We start from the raw sequence: 17,911 nt of genomic DNA on the forward strand, positions 1-17,911 counted from the left end.
AAGGAGGCTGTATCATTGTTAAAATGAACTGCCTCCTTTTTTTTATGCCTTCATTTTTGAAACGCTATCGATCGGTCATTTTTGACAGGTCCTTGAAAGGTCGTTGATAGGTAGTTGGTAGGTCATTGCTAGGTCTAAATGACCTCCAAAGTACCTACCAAAAACCTGTCAGGGTTCTGGTAAATATCAAGGCAAATAAACTAAGGCATAACACCGCCTTTTCATTTCTAATCAGCTTAAAAATGTTGCTACATTAATAAGGCTGTCATCATTTGGAATGAAACAGCCTTATTTTATTTGTACAAGAAAGATAAACAGTTTTACTTTAACTTAGGACAGCCTCAATTTGGCAAAGAAATCCCAAAGAACAATACCAGCAGAAATTACAATATTAAAAGAATGTTTAGTACCAAACTGAGGTATTTCTATACATTCATCAATCATAGCCATCACTTGTTCACTTACCCCATCCACTTCATTTCCAAAAATAAGCGCGTATTTTTTCTCCTGATCAGGCTTAAAAGCATTCAGCATGGTGCTATTTTTTGCTTGTTCAATAGCTATAATGGTATAACCTTGCTGGCGCAAAGCCTTTATGGCAGTGGTGGTTTCCTCATAATGAACCCAATCTACCGATAAAGTAGCCCCAAGAGCAGTTTTCTCTATTTCCCGATGAGGAGGATTTGCCGTAATGCCACATAAAACGATTCTTTCTATAGCAAAACCATCACCAGTTCTGAAAACAGAACCAACGTTATGCATACTTCGAACATTATCAAGAACAACAACAACAGGCAATTTTTCCTGTTCCTTATATGCCGCTACACTTACCCTATTAAGGTCATCTAATTTCAATTTTTGCATTTTACAAAAGTAAAATTAAATTGTTGATGCGCCATTTCCAATAGCACTAAAATAAACAGTAGGAGCGTAGCCTATTTTTTCTGTATAATAGAGGTTAAGCTCTTTTACAAAATCTTCTTCAAATCCATTTTCGAGTAAAGCAATGGCACAACCACCAAAACCAGCACCTGTCATGCGTGCGCCGATTACAGGAGCGTAGTTTTCGCAAAAATCCACTACAGTATCTAATTCAACACCTGTAACTTCATAAAGCTCTTTCAAGGATAGGTGAGAAGCATACATTAAGCGACCAAAATCTGCTAGATTACCCTCATTTAATGCTTTTGCTGCAAAACTTACACGGTCATTCTCTTTAACCACATGAGTTGCTCTTTTAAGTATAACCGGATCAGTTAACAGGTGACTATGAAGTGCAAATTTCTCTCCATTAAGTTCGCAGAGGTTATTCAACGTGATGTCTTCATTGAGCTGTTTCAATGCAGTCTGACATTCCAGTACCCTTTCGTTATATTTAGATTCAGAAAGTTTTCTTGGTTTATTGGTGTTGATGATAGCTAAACAATAATTGCCCATATCACAAGCTACAACCCTGTATTTAAGGGTATCGCAATTTAATACCAGTGCTTTATCTTTTTCTCCAAAAGCAACTGCAAATTGATCCATTACACCGCAATTTACACCAATAAACTGATTCTCGACCCATTGAGCCAATAACACCAATTCTAATCTGGTGTAACCCAGGTTAAAATATTCATTCAGCGCATAGGCCATAATAACTTCGATTGATGCAGAAGAGGATAAACCTGAACCAATGGGAATATTACCATAAAAAAGGAGATCTAAGCCTTGGTCTATTGCTTTTTCTTTTAAAATTTCATTAAAAACACCAAGTGGATAATTATACCAATCTTCACCGGTTTTGTTATAACTGGATTGTAACGGAACAGCTTGTTCTTCAGCAAAACTAAGGCTTTTGAACCTGATAACCTTTTCATTATTTGGCGCCACAGACAACCAGGTGCCTAAAGATATGGCACATGGCATTACTAAACCACCGTTATAATCAATATGCTCCCCGATTAAATTTACTCTCCCAGGAGTGAAATAGGTGGCTGTGGCTTTATGCTGATAATTTTCAAAGAATTTTTGCTCTAAATCCGTTTTCATGTAAAAATTTAAATTAAGTTCTTGTTTTAAATAAAGTATTGATAGTATTGTTATTATATACAGCCCCAATATACCTATATGAAAGCAAAATTAATAAAGACCGAACATGTTATTGACGGAAAGGAAATATTTGCCGTAGAACTAACTAATAATCAAGGTACTTACGTGAAAATATACAATTATGGTGCAATCATAAGTAATTTTGTGGTGAAGAATGCATTAGGTGATTCTCAAGATATTGTTCTGGGCTTTGATGATTTTTCAGGATATATTAATGACGATTATTTAGCAGCATATCCTTATTTAGGCGCTGTAATAGGACGTTATGCCAACAGGATAAAAAACGGGAAATTTAATATCTCAGGAAAAGCTTACCAGTTATCACAAAATATAGGTTCAGACACGCTTCATGGCGGGTACATTGGTTTTGACAGGAAAGTATGGGACATCTTACCTGCATTAGGTCCGAGTTTAACGCTACAATATGTAAGTCCGGCAGGTGAAGAGGGTTTTCCAGGTAATTTAACCATACAACTCACCTTCAAACTCACCGCCGAAAATGAACTTATCCTGGATTATAAAGCCGAAACAAATGAGCCTACAGCGATTAATTTAACCCACCATGGTTATTTTAATTTAGCAACCAATGGTGGTAATATTAGTAACCATACGCATAGAATGCCTGCAAGTTATTACCTGCAGCAAGATGATAATTATGTGGTTACAGGAGTAAAAATTCCTGTTGAAGGTTCCCAATACGACTTCCTTGGGCCGAAGTTAATTGGCAGCAATTGGGATGATCAGGAGGGTTACGACCAGACTTTTGTTTTAGATAAAGAACCCGGAGAATTAACCCTGGCTTCTGAAACTACTGAAGAAAGCAGTGGCCTGAAATTATCTATTTATACTACTGAACCTGTTGCACATTTCTATACGGCAAAATATTTGGCCGTTAATAACGGTAAAAAAGGTAAAAATTACGGCCCTTTTGAAGCTTTTTGTGTGGAAACACAGCATCACCCTAATGCCGTTAATGTACCTGAATTTCCCACTACGGTTTTGTTACCCGGAGAAATTTATAAACAAACTACCATTTATAAAATTGAACATCAATAATAAGAATTTTAAACACATGAAAATAGCTATTTGGTCGGATATAAGATGTCCTTTTTGTTATATAGGAAAAAGAAAATTTGAGCATGCCTTAGCTCAATTTAAACATAAGGATAATGTAGAAGTAGAGTGGCACAGCTTTGAATTGGACCCTCAGGCAAAAACACAGCCCGAAAAGAATGCCTACGATTATTTGGCAGAGGTTAAAGGACAAAGCAAGGAGTGGTCGATGGAAATGCACCAATATATTAAAGATACTGCTGCAGAAAACGGTTTGGTTTTTAACTTCGACGAATTAAAAATTGCTAATTCTTTTAATGCACACCGGTTAATTCAATTAGCTAAAAGCCTGGGCTTAGCAGATGATGCAGAAGAGCGCCTGTTTGCTGCGCATTTTACAGATGGAAAAAACATTGCAAACCTAGACACTTTAATTCAAATTGGAATAGAATTAGGTATAGAGAAGGCTATTGTAACGCAAATGCTGACAATTGATTCCTTTTCAGATGAGGTGAGGTATGACGAAAAAACTGCACAAAGCATTGGTATTAGTGGTGTGCCTTTTTTCATCATCAATCAAAAACACACCATTTCAGGTGCGCAGTCTGCTGATATTTTCCTTAAAGCATTAAACCAGGGTTGGCTGGAAGGTGAGCCTCAACGCTAGACACTTTCGATCAAGTATTTTGTTCTTTTTTGAAAACGAAAGAACAATAATACCGATGCGGTCAGCAATCCAAAGGTTAAACCATACCAAATACCATTTACACCCATTCCCAGCGTTATGCCAAGAAAATAGCCTAAGGGTATTCCAATAATCCAATAAGCAACAAAAGTAATAAAGGTGGGCACGTTAACATCACCGATACCTCTTAAAACACCCAGGCCAACAACCTGGGTTCCATCAAATAATTGAAAAAATCCAGCAATAATTAATAATTGTGCTGCAATATTTATCACCGCGCTGTCTTCCGTATAAATATAAGGCAAGAGGTTGTTGGCAAAAATAAAAAGCAATGCCGTGATGCTCATAAAGCCAATGACGACATGATAACTGGCAATTGCTGCACACCTGAGGTCAACAAAATTTCTTTTCCCCAAATTATTACCTGTTTTAATCGTTGCTGCCGAAGCAATACCACTGGCCATCATATAAGTTACTGCCGCTAAGTTTATGGCAACCTGGTGGGCAGCCTGCTCAACGGCGCCAATGGTTCCAATTAAAATTGCAGCCCCACTAAAAGCACTGATTTCAAAAGAATATTGCAAGGCTACCGGCGCACCAATTTTAAAAATCTTTGTACTGATTATCTTATCTAAAACATTAACCTTGAAACCCTCCAAGTATATTTTGAAATGTTTGGAGCGGAAAACATAGGTAACCATAACCACTGCCATCAAAAACCGGTCTATAAGTGTACTTAAACCAACACCTTTAACACCCATAGGTGCAATACCAAACATCCCTTTTACGAAAATAATGCCTAAAATGATGTTAATTACATTTCCCCAGATAGAAACATACATCGCTTGTTTGGTAAAGCCAAGGCCTTCAGCGAATTGTTTAAAGGTTTGAAAAATCATTAATGGAATAATGGATATCCCTAAATAACTAAGATAAGGTTTGGCATACGCAACAACCTCTGGCGATTGGCCGAGGTGATCAAGGATAAATAATGTCCCAAAATAGACAAAGCAAAACAGAATAACACCTGTAATCATATTAATGATTAAACTGTTAGACAACAATTTACCACATTCCTTGAAATTGTTACGGCCGTTTTCTTGCGCTATCAATGGCGTTAAGCCATAAGAAATACCTAATCCCATAACCAAAATCAGCATAAAAACACTGTTAACCAAAGATACGGCAGCTAACTGTATGGTACCTGCAAAATGCCCTACAATAACACTATCGGCCATGTGAACAACAGTATGCCCCAATTGAGAAACAACAATGGGTAGGGCTAATTTTAAATTATCGGCGTAATAAGGTTTGTATTTTGCGTAGAACTGGTGAAGCATAGCAATAAAAATAATGCGCAAAACTACAGCTATTTAAGCAGAATCAGGAGCATTTTTTATGTACGTGCCATTAATAAGCTACAATATGTTTTTCTCCATGGTGCAGGTTTCTGATATAAACTTCATTCAACACTGTAGCGCACACCAAGCCATCTTTATTAGTCAATTCCATAGGGTAGGCCTTAATAAACTTTCCATCTTTCGTTAAAGTATGAATAGCTTCCTGCAGCATCTCATCTGTAATCTTTATAGTGAAATACAAATGACTATGCCCAGGCTTTAGGTATTGAATGGAAGCACTTTTTAACCATACACGTGTTTTAAAACCCCTTCTCTGCAAAAGTTGATCAAATAAAAGGGCGTAAAAAGGATCTGTAGCACTGTAGATAGTGCCCCCATATATGGAACCGTTATAATTTTTATTTAAAATACTTTTACTTATTTTAACATCTACTCCTCTAAAGCCTTTATGAAATTTTTTAATCCAAATTCTTTGGAATAATAAGGGCGGATAGAAACACAAGGCCCATTTTAGGGTTCTTTCTGATACAATCATTTATGTTAAATATCTGAAAGATTATTGAATAATTAAAAACATTTTATCCTTTTCGTGGTTATTAATCAAAACAAGATTATAATCCTATGAAAAAAACAATTTTAAGTCTTGCTATGGTAGGTTCATTGATTATAGCCACTTCAGCATGCAGTTCTAACCGTAATGCTTCAGAAACTAAAGACAGTACGACAATGGATTCCACCGCTACACCAACAACAGATACAACAACTACACCAATGCCAGCTGACACAAGTAAAATAATGCCACCTGACACCACTAAGACAATGCCACCAATGTAGCATTTAAATGAATTAAAAAAAGCCATCTCACAAGGATGGCTTTTTTTTTACTGTCAAAAAAATGTACTATCTCCACTAAACAAACACTATAGAAGCCGATTAGCGTTAACTTTGAATTATGATATTCAAAGAATTAGTCGCAACGGAATATAAGAAAATTCAAGACGAAATCTGTAACGCATTAGAACTTGCAGATGGAGGATCGAAATTTGAAGAAGAATTATGGGAAAGAGAAGGCGGAGGAGGTGGCCGCACAAGGGTATTCCAAAATGGTAACGTTATTGAAAAAGGTGGTGTAAATTTTTCGGCGGTCCATGGCAAACTTCCCGAATCAGTAAGAAAAGCATTTAAAGTTGACAGCGAAGACTTTTTTGCCACTGGGGTATCCATAGTTTTACATCCTATAAATCCATTTGTACCTATTATACACATGAATATAAGGTACTTTGAAATGGATGAACAAACCAGGTGGTTTGGTGGCGGCATTGATTTAACACCGCATTATGTGATAGATACAGATGCAAGGTACTTCCACCACCTGCTAAAAAATACCTGCGATAATTTTAACCCGAATTTTTACCCGCAATTTAAAAAACAAGCTGATGATTATTTTTACATCAAACACAGGGAAGAAACTCGCGGCGTTGGCGGAATCTTTTACGATAGGTTAAGACCTGAAAATACCGAACTAAGTTTTGAGCAAATACTGGACTTCTCTTTGGAGATCGGTAAAACTTTTGCACCTGTCTACACAGAACTCATTGACCGAAACCGTGATCAAAGTTATACCGAACTGGAACAGGAATGGCAATATGTTCGACGAAGCCGATATGCAGAATTTAACCTTGTATATGACTCTGGAACAAAATTTGGCCTGGAGACCAATGGAAGAATTGAATCGATTTTAATGAGTTTACCCCCAATGGCCAAGTGGATTTATAATTTCCAGCCAAAGGAAAATTCACCCGAAGCGTATACGACTAGTAAGCTTATAAAAGGAATTAATTGGGTTTAACAATTTCATAAGGTTAAACAGCAATATTTTCTTAAATTCGCAAGGTTATAACAATACCTTATTTAAATCGTTTTATACGAACACTATTTTATGGCAGAAGATTTAGAAAATCAGGAAAACGACAAAGTTATTAGAATCAATATTGAAGAGCAGATGAAGTCTGCTTATATCGATTATTCGATGTCTGTAATTGTATCAAGAGCTTTACCTGATGTACGTGATGGATTAAAACCGGTACACCGTCGTGTATTATACGGTATGCTTGATCTGGGATTAGCAAACAATAAACCTTATAAAAAATCAGCACGTATTGTCGGTGAAGTGCTGGGTAAATATCACCCACATGGTGATTCATCCGTATATTTAACTATGGTAAGGATGGCGCAACCGTGGAGTTTGCGTTATTTAATGGTTGAAGGGCAAGGTAACTTTGGCTCTGTTGATGGTGATTCGCCAGCAGCAATGCGTTATACGGAAGCAAGATTTCAAAAAATAGCGGAAGATATGCTTGCTGATATCAATAAAGATACGGTTGATTTTCAGCTTAACTTTGATGATTCCTTACAGGAACCTACCGTTTTACCCGCAAAAGTACCTAATTTACTGATAAACGGTGCTTCTGGTATTGCAGTTGGTATGGCAACAAATATGCCTCCACACAATATTACAGAGGTAATTAACGGTACAATTGCCTACATTGAAAATAATGAAATCACTATTGCTGAATTAATGAAATTCATTAAAGCACCTGATTTTCCAACGGGTGCCATTATATACGGCTATACTGGTGTGCAAGATGCTTTCGAAACGGGTAGAGGACGTATTGTTATGCGTGCTAGAGCAGAAATTGAAACGAATAAAGACCGTGAAACTATCATTGTGACAGAAATACCTTACCAGGTAAATAAAGCCATGATGATTGAGCGGACAGCAGAACTGGTTGGGGAAAAGAAAATAGACGGCATTTCGAATATTAAAGATGAATCCAATAAAGATGGAATAAGAATCGTTTATGAAATTAAACGTGATGCAAATGCTTCCATCGTATTAAATAACCTATTTAAACAAACTGCTTTACAAACTTCTTTTAGTGTAAACAACATTGCCCTGGTTAAAGGCAGACCTCAAATGCTAAATTTGAAGGACTTGATCAGCCATTTTGTTAACCACAGGCATGAAGTTGTAATTCGCCGGACTAAGTTTGAGTTGGCTGAAGCTCAAAAAAGAGCACATATTCTGGAAGGTTTATTAATTGCACTGGATCATATTGATGAAGTTATCAAATTAATCCGTGCTTCAAATACACCAGAAGAAGCTAGGGTAGGTTTAATGGAGCGTTTTGCTTTAACCGATATCCAGTCTCGTGCTATTTTAGATATGACTTTACGTCGTTTAACAGGCCTTGAACGCGATAAAATTAAAGAAGAATTTGATGAGTTGATGAAAACCATCGATTACCTTCAATCTATTTTAGAAGATGAAGGTCTAAGAATGCAAATCATCAAAGATGAATTAAATGAAATGCTGTTGAAGTATGGTGATGAACGTAGAACACAAATCGTTCACTCTGCTGAAGACATGAGCATGGAAGACTTCATTGAGGATGAAGATGTAGTGATCACTATTTCTCATGAAGGTTACATTAAACGTACACCAGCAACAGAATACAGAACCCAGGCTAGAGGTGGTAAAGGATCAAAAGGTAGTGAATCAAGAAATGAAGATTTCATTGAGCACCTGCTCATCGCTTCTAATCATAATTACATGCTTTTCTTTACAGAAAGTGGACGTTGTTTCTGGTTAAGGGTTTATGAAATACCAGAAGGCTCACGCTTAAGTAAAGGAAGAGCAATCCAAAATATCATTAATATTCCTAAAGAAGAAAAGATAAAGGCTTATATTAAAGTCAAAAATCTTAAAGATCAAGACTACCTTGAAAACAACTTTATCATTATGTGTACCAAAAAAGGTACAATTAAGAAAACATCTTTAGAAGCCTATTCAAGACCAAGAGTTAATGGTATTAATGCCATTAATATCAATGAGGGTGATCAGTTATTAGAAGCAAGCTTGACTAGTGGAACCAGTGAAATTGTGATGGCATTGCGTTCTGGAAGGGCTATCCGCTTCAACGAATCTACTGTTAGACCAATGGGTAGAACCGCTACAGGAGTACGTGGTGTAACCCTTGGACATGACAAAGATGAAGTTGTTGGTATGATTGCTGTAGATAATGCTGAAGCAACGATATTGGTGGTTTCTGAAAAAGGTTATGGTAAACGTACAGATATTGATGATTATCGTGTAACCAACAGAGGTGGCAAAGGGGTTAAAACCATTAGCATTACAGAAAAAACTGGCGACCTTATTGCTATAAAAAATGTTACCGATGCAGATGATTTAATGATTATTAATAAATCAGGTATCGTTATTAGAATTGTGGTAAGTGGCTTGAGAGTTATGGGTAGAGCAACTCAGGGTGTTCGTTTAATTAATTTAAAAGGAAATGATGCCATTGCTTCGGTAGCTAAAATCGATCACGAAGAAGTTGATGAAACAGAAGAGGAAACAGATGCAGTCATTTTAGAGGAGCCGGCTGCTGATACTGAAGAAAAAGATAATGCTACTGTAGCAACCGAAAAAGAAGAAGAGGATGGTGATGAGCAAGAGGATGATCAAGAAGATTCAGAACCTGAAGAACAAAATTAATTAATCAGTAAACAAAATAAAAAATAAAATAACATGAAGAAAGTACTTTTTAGTATGCTTTTAATGGGGGTTGCCTCATTTGCAAATGCACAAAAGAGTGAAGTTGCTGCTGCAAAAAAAGAATGGGGTTTATTTCAATTGCTGGCCAATGGAAAACAAACACTTGAAAAATCTTTAACAGCATTAAATTCAGGGTTAGAACACACAGATAAAGCTATTGTAGATGCGAAATCTAAAGAACTCGTTGAAGCATGGTCCTACAGAGCTCTCTTTGCTTCTTCAATCGCCGCTACTGATACTGTTAATTTAGATAATTCTGCTGCTAAACAAAAAATTGCTGAAGAAGCAGTTGTGAAAGCAAAAGCTTTAGATGTTAAAGGTGGTGAAAAAGAAAACATAGCTACAGCAGAAATGAACATCAATAATTCTGTTAAAATCAGAGCATTTACAGCATATAATAAACAAGACTTCGCTACTGCTTTGAAATATTTTAATGAAGCTACAGAAAAAAACCCTTCAGATACTTCTATGTATTTAAATGCTGGTATTATGGCAAAAAACCTGAAGAATTATCCTGATGCTATTAAAAACTTTAAGAAACTAATTTCTTTCAATACGCCAAATGCGCAAGATTTATATTCAGAGGTGATCAATATGCAATTGGTAGAAGTAAAGGACACAGTAGCTGCATTGGCAACCTTAAAAGAAGCATCGGAAAAATATCCTGAAGCTGAAAACTTCATTCAAATTGAAACTCAATTGTATATTAGCAAAGGAGATATTGCAAAGTCTGAATTAATGCTTGATAAATTAATAGCTAAAGATCCTAAAAATGCAATTTATCAATACTTGAAAGGTGATGTTTATTACCAACAAGCAGTTTCTATTCAGGAGAAAAAGAATAAATTAGATGCTAAGAAAATAAAAGAAGCTAATGAATTGACAACTCAGATAACTGGTTTTCTTGATAAAGCATTACCTTATTATTTGAAATCATCTGAATTAGATCCAAAATCTGCTTCAGCATTGGAAGCCTTGAAAAGGATTTATGCTTTTAAAAGTGACACAGTAAAATATAATGCTGTTGAAAAAAGAATTAAAGCCTTAAATCCATAGTTAATGGAATAACATTTTATAAAAAAGAGGGATAAATTTTATCCCTCTTTTTTTTTATCTAAATTTGTTTCAAAACCAGAATTAATGAAGAACATATCCTTAATCATAATAGCTACCTTATTTTTTGTCTCATTCCATGGCTACAGCCAAAAAAGTCAAATGAAAATAGCCCAAAATGCTGTGGGAAAATTACAGGCGGCTATTTCTAGTGGAAAAGATAAAGCTAACCAAATGAATGTAATTGGGGAAGGTATAAAAGCTACCGAAGCTGCACAAAAAGACAGAAAAACAAAACGCTGGCCTGAAACCTGGGCAATTAAGGCTTACCTCAGTTCTTACGCTGCAATACTTGAAGATAATGAAAGTAATGCCGACAATTATTATAACATGGCTAATGAAGCCATAGATACAGCAAAAAAACTAGATAGATTTCAAAATAACACCAGTTTAATTGAGTCGGCAAATTATAATATCATCCTAAAAAAGCAAGATAAAGGTAATAAGGCTTATCAAAAAAATGAATTCGAAAAGGCTTTTAATTTATTACAGACTGTAAGTGATTTATTTCCGAATGACACTACGTTAGCAATAAATACTGCTATAAGTGCACAAAATATGGGTGATGTTACTAATTCACTAAAATATTTTAAACGTGCCCAAACTGAAGGTGCTAAAAATCCTACTTTATTTCAATCTATTGCAACCATGCATACTTCCAAATTTGAAAACGATTTGGCAATTAATGCCTTAGAGGAGGGATTGGTTGTTAATCCAACTAATATGTTTTTAATTAACGACTATATCAATTTACTCATAGATAACAAAAAGTATGATAAGGCGATTAGTGCAATAGAAAAAACATTGAAACTGGAATCGCAAAATAAACAATTATATTTCCTATATGGTTATTTGCAACAGCTTAAATCAAATCATACAACAGCCGAACTTGCCTATAAAAAGGCATTGGATATAGATCAAAATTATTTCGATGCACTTTACCAATTAGGATTAACCTATATAGATGTTGCCAACATAGCACTTAAGTCTAAAGATACCACACATATTAATTTATTTAACTCCTATATCAATAGAGCTGAATTAACGCTCTTACAAGCAAATGAAATAAACCCGAATGATAAAGCGACAGTTCAACTATTAACAGATATTTATTCAAGAAAAAACAAGTTCGATAAAGTTCAGGAATTGAAACGTAAACTTGAAGAATTTTAAATTATGAAGAGGAAATAGGGTGTGTACATAACTCTACTTAACATAATATTAATTATAGTACAACCAATATTAATATAAAAGCGTGCCTTAATCTCATTATTGTTTGCACATGTTTAATAAGCCGATCAGAAGCATTCAAGATTTTCTATTAAGTACATACTTTGTAGATGGTTTAAGAATAACCTTTGGGGTACTATGTCCATCTTTGATTCTGGCACAATTTGGTCTGCTTAAATTAGGGCTAACACTATCATTAGGTGCATTATGTGTGAGTGTTGTGGATTCGCCTGGACCAATTGTACACCGTAGAAACGCAATGATCATCACCACAGGATTAATTTTTATCCTGTCTTTTTTTGTCGGTCTCACGAACAGAAATCTCTACTTCATAGGTGTATTACTGCCTTTGGGCAGTTTTATATTTTCCATGTTCTCTTTATACGGAACTCGTGCAGCCTCCATTGGTACAGCATCGTTATTAGTGATTGTATTAAGTGTTGATGATATCAGACCATGGCAGGAAGTTTCACTTTATGCCGGATTAATTCTTGCTGGCAGCACCTGGTACACCATTTTGAGTTATTTTGTTTATAGAATCAGACCTTATCGTATTGTTCAGCAAACACTGAGCGAGTCTATTTATGAAGTTGCTACTTTTTTAAGGGCAAAAGCTAATTTTTATCATCAAAATATCGATTATGACAAAAATTACGCTTCTTTACTTCAGTTACAAGTGCAAGTGCACGAGAAACAAGATGCTGTAAGAGAATTACTGTTTAAAACAAGAGAAATTGTCAGGGATTCAACACCTGAAGGAAGATTTTTACTAATTGTTTTTGTAGATATGGTGGATTTGTTTGAGCAGGTCATGTCTACTTATTATAATTACAATAAATTACATGAGCAATTTGATTCATCAGGAATATTAACCCATTATGAAAAGGTTATTAATAAAATTGCTAATGAATTAGATAACTTGGCCTTTGCTTTAAAAACGGGGGGTACTCCTCTCCTTTCTGGCCATTTAATGAAAGAAGTAACCCGTTTAAAGACCGAAATTGCAAAGCTTGAAGTTAATAATACAGCTGGTACTTATAATACGCTGAGTATTGTTGCTTTAAAAAATATCGAAGTAAACATAGAAAACATATTAATCAGGGTAAAAACTATTAATGGGTATTTCAATGAAAAGGAAAAGATAAATTTAAAAAGTAGAAATATTGATACGGAAAAGTTTATAACCAGGCAAACTATAGATTTTAAATTGATGCTGGAGAATTTAACTTTTAAATCCTCGGCATTCCGGCATGCCGTTAGAGTTGCAATAGTAATGCTGCTTGGCTTTATAATCTCCAAAGTACTTCCATTTTCTCATAGTTATTGGATTTTACTTACCATTCTTGTCATTATGAAACCGGGCTTCAGTTTAACAAAACAAAGAAATTACCAGCGTATTATTGGGACAATTATTGGTGCTGGGATCGGTTTAACTGTACTCACCTTTGTGCATGATAAAAACGCATTGTTTATTATCCTCTTAGTGTGCATGGTATTAAGTTACAGTTTTCAGCGCAAAAACTACGTTGTAAGCGTCTTATTCATGACTCCTTATATATTGGTTCTGTTTAACTTCCTTGGAATGGGGAGCTTCTCTGTGGCTAGTGAACGCATAATAGATACCTTAATAGGTTCAGGACTAGCTTTTTTGGGTAGTTATATTTTATTTCCCAATTGGGAACATGAAAAATTAAAAGATGCCATGATTTCAACATTGAAAGCTAATGTTAATTATTTTGAACAAGTCACAATATTGTACTTCGAAAAAACACAAAACCTCACCACATATAAAGTAGCTAGAAAAGAAGTATATGTAACCTCTGCTAACCTAGCCTCACTTTTTCAAAGAATGTTTTCTGAGCCAAAAAGCAAGCAAATAATGATGAAGGAAATGCAACAGTTCACAGCCTTAAATCATTTACTATCTTCTTATATTGCTACCCTTTCCTTATATAATAAAGAGCATTCCTTCTCCTTAAAAAACACGGATGAATTGAAGCCTTTAATTAATAACACCATTTACCTGATCAATTTATCCACAGAAAATTTAAACAATCCTGCATCAGGAATAAGTAATGTTCCATTAATTAAAATGAAAACAGATGAAAATAGGGAAAAAGAAGATTTAATCGTGATCAGTGAATTAGTAGAATTGATTCAGAAAGTGGCTTATGACATTTATAAAATAACTGAAAAGATAAATTTTAAAACTTTACACTAGTTTTTTTGTTGTAACTATGAATAACAAAAATTTATGGAAAAATTATATACAGCTTCAGTAACTGCAAAAGGTGGCAGAAATGGACATATAAAATCAAGCGACAGTCAAATAGAATTCGAAGTTAGGGCACCAAGGGAAATGGGTGGCCAAGGAGGTGCAACAAACCCCGAGCAATTGTTCGCTGCTGCATGGGGCCCTTGCTATCTTGGTGCACTTGGATCAATAGCTAAACGCGAAGGGGTTGATGTATCAGAGGCTTCAGTTACTGTTCATATTTCTTTTAATCAGGATGGTAATACTGCTTTGTTATCTGCAGAACTAGATGTTCATATCCCTGGCATCTCTACAGAAGAAGCACAAACTCTTGCAGAAAAAGCAAATCGTGCTTGTCCTTATTCTAAGGCGACTAGAGGAAATATAGAAACAAAAGTTACTGCTTTATAGCAGTAACTTACTGGCAAGGCCTAGCAACAAAAAGAAACCAAAAACATCTGTAAATGTTGTTATAATTATAGACGAGGCAATTGCCGGATCTATTCCTACCCTCTTCAACATTAAGGGTATACCTGCACCAGTAATACCGGCTACGACGAGGTTTCCTGTCATCGCTAAAAAGATCACTACGCCTAATAATGGATTGCTATCAAAAACCAAGGCAACAATCAACACAATTAAACCAGTCACAGCACCGTTAATTAAGCCTACTGTAAATTCCTTAAGTACAGTTCTATAAGCCTGGTTATCAGTTAAATCATACAAAGATATTCTTCTTACGGTAACAGCGAGGGCCTGAGTTGCTGCGTTCCCACCCATTCCGGCAATAATAGTCATATAAGCAGTTAAGACCGCTATTTTAGCCAGTGTTGGCTCAAAATAGCGTACTACAGCTGAAGCTAAAAATGCAGTTGCTAAGTTAATAATTAACCATGGTAAGCGCGATTTAACAGCTTCTATCCAATTACCACTTAATTCTTCGTCTTCAGAAACACCGGAAATCTTTAACATGTCTTCCGTATTTTCATCTTCAATAACGTCAATAACATCATCAAAAGTTACCCTGCCGAGTAAGTGCATCTCATGATCAACAACCGGAATACTGGTTAAGTTGTATTGAGAAATCAATTTTGCTACTTCTTCCTGATCCGTATCAGGATAGACCCAAGCGACCTCCGCTTTCACTAACGCCGTAATTTTTACATTCCCCTTAGCCTTGATGATATCTTTTAACGATACAATACCATGGAAAACATTATCATCATCTACCACAAATATGGTGTAGAACTCTTCTATTTCTTCACTTTGCTTAATTAATTCAACGACAGCATCCTGCTTGGTGAGGTTCAAATTGATTTTAATAAACTCGGTGTTCATCAATCCTCCAGCTGTATCCTGATCATAACGAAGTAAATTCCTAATATTTGAAGCATTATCTTCGCTCAAATCCTCCAGAATCTCTTTTTGTTCGTGCTCTTCTAATTGGGAAATAATATCAGTAGCATCATCATAATCCAGCTCCTCAACAATTTCAGTCCGTTTTTCAGGATGGAGTTGCAGCAATAATTCTTCCGGATGCGCTTCTTCGTGCATCTCAGAAATCACTTCAGAAGCCACCTCTACCGGCAATAAATTAATAATCCTTTGCCGGTCATCTTGTTGCAGACTTTCAAATAAAATCGCAATTTCAGAGGCATGGTATGCACTCAATATCATTTTTAAATGCTCATCATCCCCATTCAGGGCTGATTTCATTTTTGATACGTCGGTCTTATCCAAATCAAATAATTGCATCTTATTTAAACCACCCTTTCCGCCAAAAATAGAACAATTGACCAACAGCAATAATTGCCATAAAAATCATAGTATACAAATACCCATTCTCTACATATAACTCCGGCATATTATTGGGTAATATTTTACCTGTTAATGGGTCTTCATTTGCAAAATTCATTCCATAGATACCAGCAATAAAAGTTAGCGGTATGAAGATAGAAGATACTATAGTTAACACCTTCATGATCTCATTCATTCTGTTACTAATAATAGATAAATACATATCAAGATTACTTGCCGAAATTTCTTTTAGGGATTCCATGATATCTATCGACTGTATGCAATGGTCGTAGGCATCCTTGACAAACATTTTTGTTTGATCTGTTATTAATGGACTGTCACTTCTTAATATGTCATTTAATTTATCCCTTTCTGGCCATGCCACCCTTCTGATGTTGATTAAATTACGTTTAATTTCCTGAATATCGTACATTATCGAGCGATCAGGCTTAGCAAGTAACCTATCTTCTATCTCGTCCAGATCTTCGCCCCAATTATTTAAAATAACAAAATATTGATCGACAATAATATCCATCATTGCATACATGATATAGCTACTTCCAGCAGTTCTTATATTCCCTTTTCCAACTCTTAATCGATTTTTTACGGGCACGAGGTATTCTTCATATTGTTCCTGAAAGGTAAATAACACCTTATCCATCAGGATAAATGACACCTGTTCATTTTCCAAATTTTTATCTGCATCCAGAAAAAGCATTCTGCTTACGACAAAAACATATTCATCATACTCAACAATTTTCGGGCGTTCATAAGTTCTGGTTATATCTTCTAATATAAGTTTATCGATGTTAAAATCAGCATTTAATAGCTCAAATAGTGATTTAGATCTAAACCCTTTTATCTCTATCCAAAAAGTATAACCTGGAACAGAAAGAGTCTCTTTCAATCCTTTAAGGTTATTTACTTTTTCTATTTTATAATCTACAGCATTAAAACTATGAATGGTAATCAATGGCTTTAACGCATACTCAGCTATATAAACAGATCCAGGACTAGCACCTGCCTCAGCTAAATCGAGGTATTTTCTCTTTTTTTTACTTTTAATGTTTTTAGCCATAAAACTAAATGATAAATTTTGCTTGTGGCCCCTGGCTAAATAATAAATCTACGATACTTAAGTTTGCTATAAAACCATTTCTATCTTCAAAAACCTGGAAATAAGGCTGAGGTGGAAATAATAGTTCCGGACTTTTAAAGTTAAGCCTATTTCTAAAATCAGTCTGTAAACCCAGTTCTTTTATATATTCTTCAGTCAACTCAATTTCAGTATTTTTTTTTAATTTCGTTAATACCCATTCAAACAATTCGAGGTTAAAATCAAAAAGAAATTCAAATTTCTTATGATAAAATGGTGCTAATTCATCTTCGTAATATTCGAAATAAGCAGAATTACGATAAGAATTCTGTAAACTTAGCCAATGCAGTCGTTGCCACTTAAAATCATAACTTATTTTAACATCTTTTATTACAGTATGAATTTTAGAACCCTTAACAACAGGAATATACAAATCTAAACTGCCATTTGGTGAAGAAATTTTAGCTCGGTTTCTAAACGTCTGTTTTGGAAAATGTTCCTTTGATTCTATAATAAATTCGAAATTGTTAGCCTGCAAAGCAGAGAAATAACTTACTGGCGGAAGATAAAAAAGTGGAAATATTGCGTGACTTTGCATTTGTTAACTATGTTT

16 protein-coding genes are annotated in these 17,911 nt (G+C 35.2%); 9 read left to right on the forward strand and 7 right to left on the reverse strand.

Annotation, left to right across the window (positions count from 1 at the left end):
* Window positions 1-330 precede the first annotated feature (330 nt).
* A complete protein-coding gene (locus AAKU52_RS07595; protein ID WP_354331916.1) occupies window positions 331-864 on the reverse strand; it encodes an RNA methyltransferase in 534 nt (177 codons plus the stop codon).
* A 15-nt stretch (window positions 865-879) separates the two neighbouring features.
* On the reverse strand, window positions 880-2,031 hold the full coding sequence (locus AAKU52_RS07600) for a galactokinase (RefSeq protein WP_354331918.1): 1,152 nt from the start codon (window positions 2,029-2,031) through the stop codon (window positions 880-882).
* 78 nt (window positions 2,032-2,109) lie between these two features.
* Here AAKU52_RS07600 and AAKU52_RS07605 point away from each other — a divergent pair, with 78 nt between their 5' ends.
* The gene (locus tag AAKU52_RS07605; RefSeq protein ID WP_354331920.1) at window positions 2,110-3,147 is read left to right on the forward strand and encodes an aldose epimerase family protein; all 1,038 of its coding nucleotides are present in this window, start codon (window positions 2,110-2,112) and stop codon (window positions 3,145-3,147) included.
* Between the two features lie 16 nt (window positions 3,148-3,163).
* Window positions 3,164-3,811 carry a DsbA family oxidoreductase gene (locus AAKU52_RS07610; RefSeq protein ID WP_354331922.1) on the forward strand — a complete coding sequence of 216 codons (648 nt, stop codon included), beginning with the start codon at window positions 3,164-3,166 and terminating at the stop codon, window positions 3,809-3,811.
* Here the strand turns inward: AAKU52_RS07610 and AAKU52_RS07615 are convergent.
* The gene (locus AAKU52_RS07615) at window positions 3,808-5,169 is read right to left on the reverse strand and encodes an MATE family efflux transporter (protein WP_354332073.1); all 1,362 of its coding nucleotides are present in this window, start codon (window positions 5,167-5,169) and stop codon (window positions 3,808-3,810) included. The two genes, AAKU52_RS07610 and AAKU52_RS07615, sit on opposite strands and share 4 nt — an antisense overlap.
* A 70-nt stretch (window positions 5,170-5,239) precedes the next feature.
* A complete protein-coding gene (locus tag AAKU52_RS07620; RefSeq protein ID WP_354331924.1) occupies window positions 5,240-5,725 on the reverse strand; it encodes a DUF4442 domain-containing protein in 486 nt (161 codons plus the stop codon).
* An 86-nt stretch (window positions 5,726-5,811) separates the two neighbouring features.
* Here AAKU52_RS07620 and AAKU52_RS07625 point away from each other — a divergent pair, with 86 nt between their 5' ends.
* From AAKU52_RS07625 to AAKU52_RS07655, 7 genes are all read left to right on the forward strand, one after another.
* Window positions 5,812-6,024, forward strand: coding sequence for a hypothetical protein (locus AAKU52_RS07625; protein WP_354331926.1), 213 nt, complete (start codon window positions 5,812-5,814; stop codon window positions 6,022-6,024).
* Window positions 6,025-6,142: 118 nt separating this feature from the next.
* The gene (hemF, locus tag AAKU52_RS07630) at window positions 6,143-7,039 is read left to right on the forward strand and encodes an oxygen-dependent coproporphyrinogen oxidase (protein WP_354331928.1); all 897 of its coding nucleotides are present in this window, start codon (window positions 6,143-6,145) and stop codon (window positions 7,037-7,039) included.
* A 90-nt stretch (window positions 7,040-7,129) separates the two neighbouring features.
* Window positions 7,130-9,748: a DNA gyrase subunit A gene (gyrA, locus tag AAKU52_RS07635; RefSeq protein WP_354331930.1), complete on the forward strand. Its 2,619-nt coding sequence runs from the start codon at window positions 7,130-7,132 to the stop codon at window positions 9,746-9,748.
* A 33-nt stretch (window positions 9,749-9,781) separates the two neighbouring features.
* Window positions 9,782-10,864: a tetratricopeptide repeat protein gene (locus AAKU52_RS07640; protein WP_354331932.1), complete on the forward strand. Its 1,083-nt coding sequence runs from the start codon at window positions 9,782-9,784 to the stop codon at window positions 10,862-10,864.
* Between the two features lie 159 nt (window positions 10,865-11,023).
* Complete coding sequence (locus AAKU52_RS07645) at window positions 11,024-12,094, forward strand: tetratricopeptide repeat protein (RefSeq protein WP_354331934.1); 1,071 nt, start codon at window positions 11,024-11,026, stop codon at window positions 12,092-12,094.
* A 109-nt stretch (window positions 12,095-12,203) separates the two neighbouring features.
* Window positions 12,204-14,372, forward strand: coding sequence for an FUSC family protein (locus AAKU52_RS07650; protein WP_354331936.1), 2,169 nt, complete (start codon window positions 12,204-12,206; stop codon window positions 14,370-14,372).
* 33 nt (window positions 14,373-14,405) lie between these two features.
* Complete coding sequence (locus tag AAKU52_RS07655; protein WP_354331938.1) at window positions 14,406-14,816, forward strand: organic hydroperoxide resistance protein; 411 nt, start codon at window positions 14,406-14,408, stop codon at window positions 14,814-14,816.
* On the opposite strand, the gene mgtE is transcribed toward AAKU52_RS07655, so the two are convergent.
* Genes mgtE through AAKU52_RS07670 form a run of 3 tightly spaced genes read right to left on the reverse strand, consistent with a single transcriptional unit; the run spans window position 14,811 to window position 17,896 of the window.
* Window positions 14,811-16,121: a magnesium transporter gene (gene mgtE / locus AAKU52_RS07660; protein WP_354331940.1), complete on the reverse strand. Its 1,311-nt coding sequence runs from the start codon at window positions 16,119-16,121 to the stop codon at window positions 14,811-14,813. The genes AAKU52_RS07655 and mgtE overlap by 6 nt on opposite strands.
* A gap of 40 nt (window positions 16,122-16,161) precedes the next feature.
* A complete protein-coding gene (gene corA / locus AAKU52_RS07665; RefSeq protein ID WP_354331942.1) occupies window positions 16,162-17,280 on the reverse strand; it encodes a magnesium/cobalt transporter CorA in 1,119 nt (372 codons plus the stop codon).
* A gap of 4 nt (window positions 17,281-17,284) precedes the next feature.
* Window positions 17,285-17,896, reverse strand: a complete 612-nt coding sequence (locus tag AAKU52_RS07670; protein ID WP_354331944.1) for a WbqC family protein — start codon at window positions 17,894-17,896, stop codon at window positions 17,285-17,287.
* Window positions 17,897-17,911 lie beyond the last annotated feature (15 nt).

The organism is Pedobacter sp. CG_S7, assembly GCF_040544395.1.
Classification (GTDB): domain Bacteria; phylum Bacteroidota; class Bacteroidia; order Sphingobacteriales; family Sphingobacteriaceae; genus Pedobacter.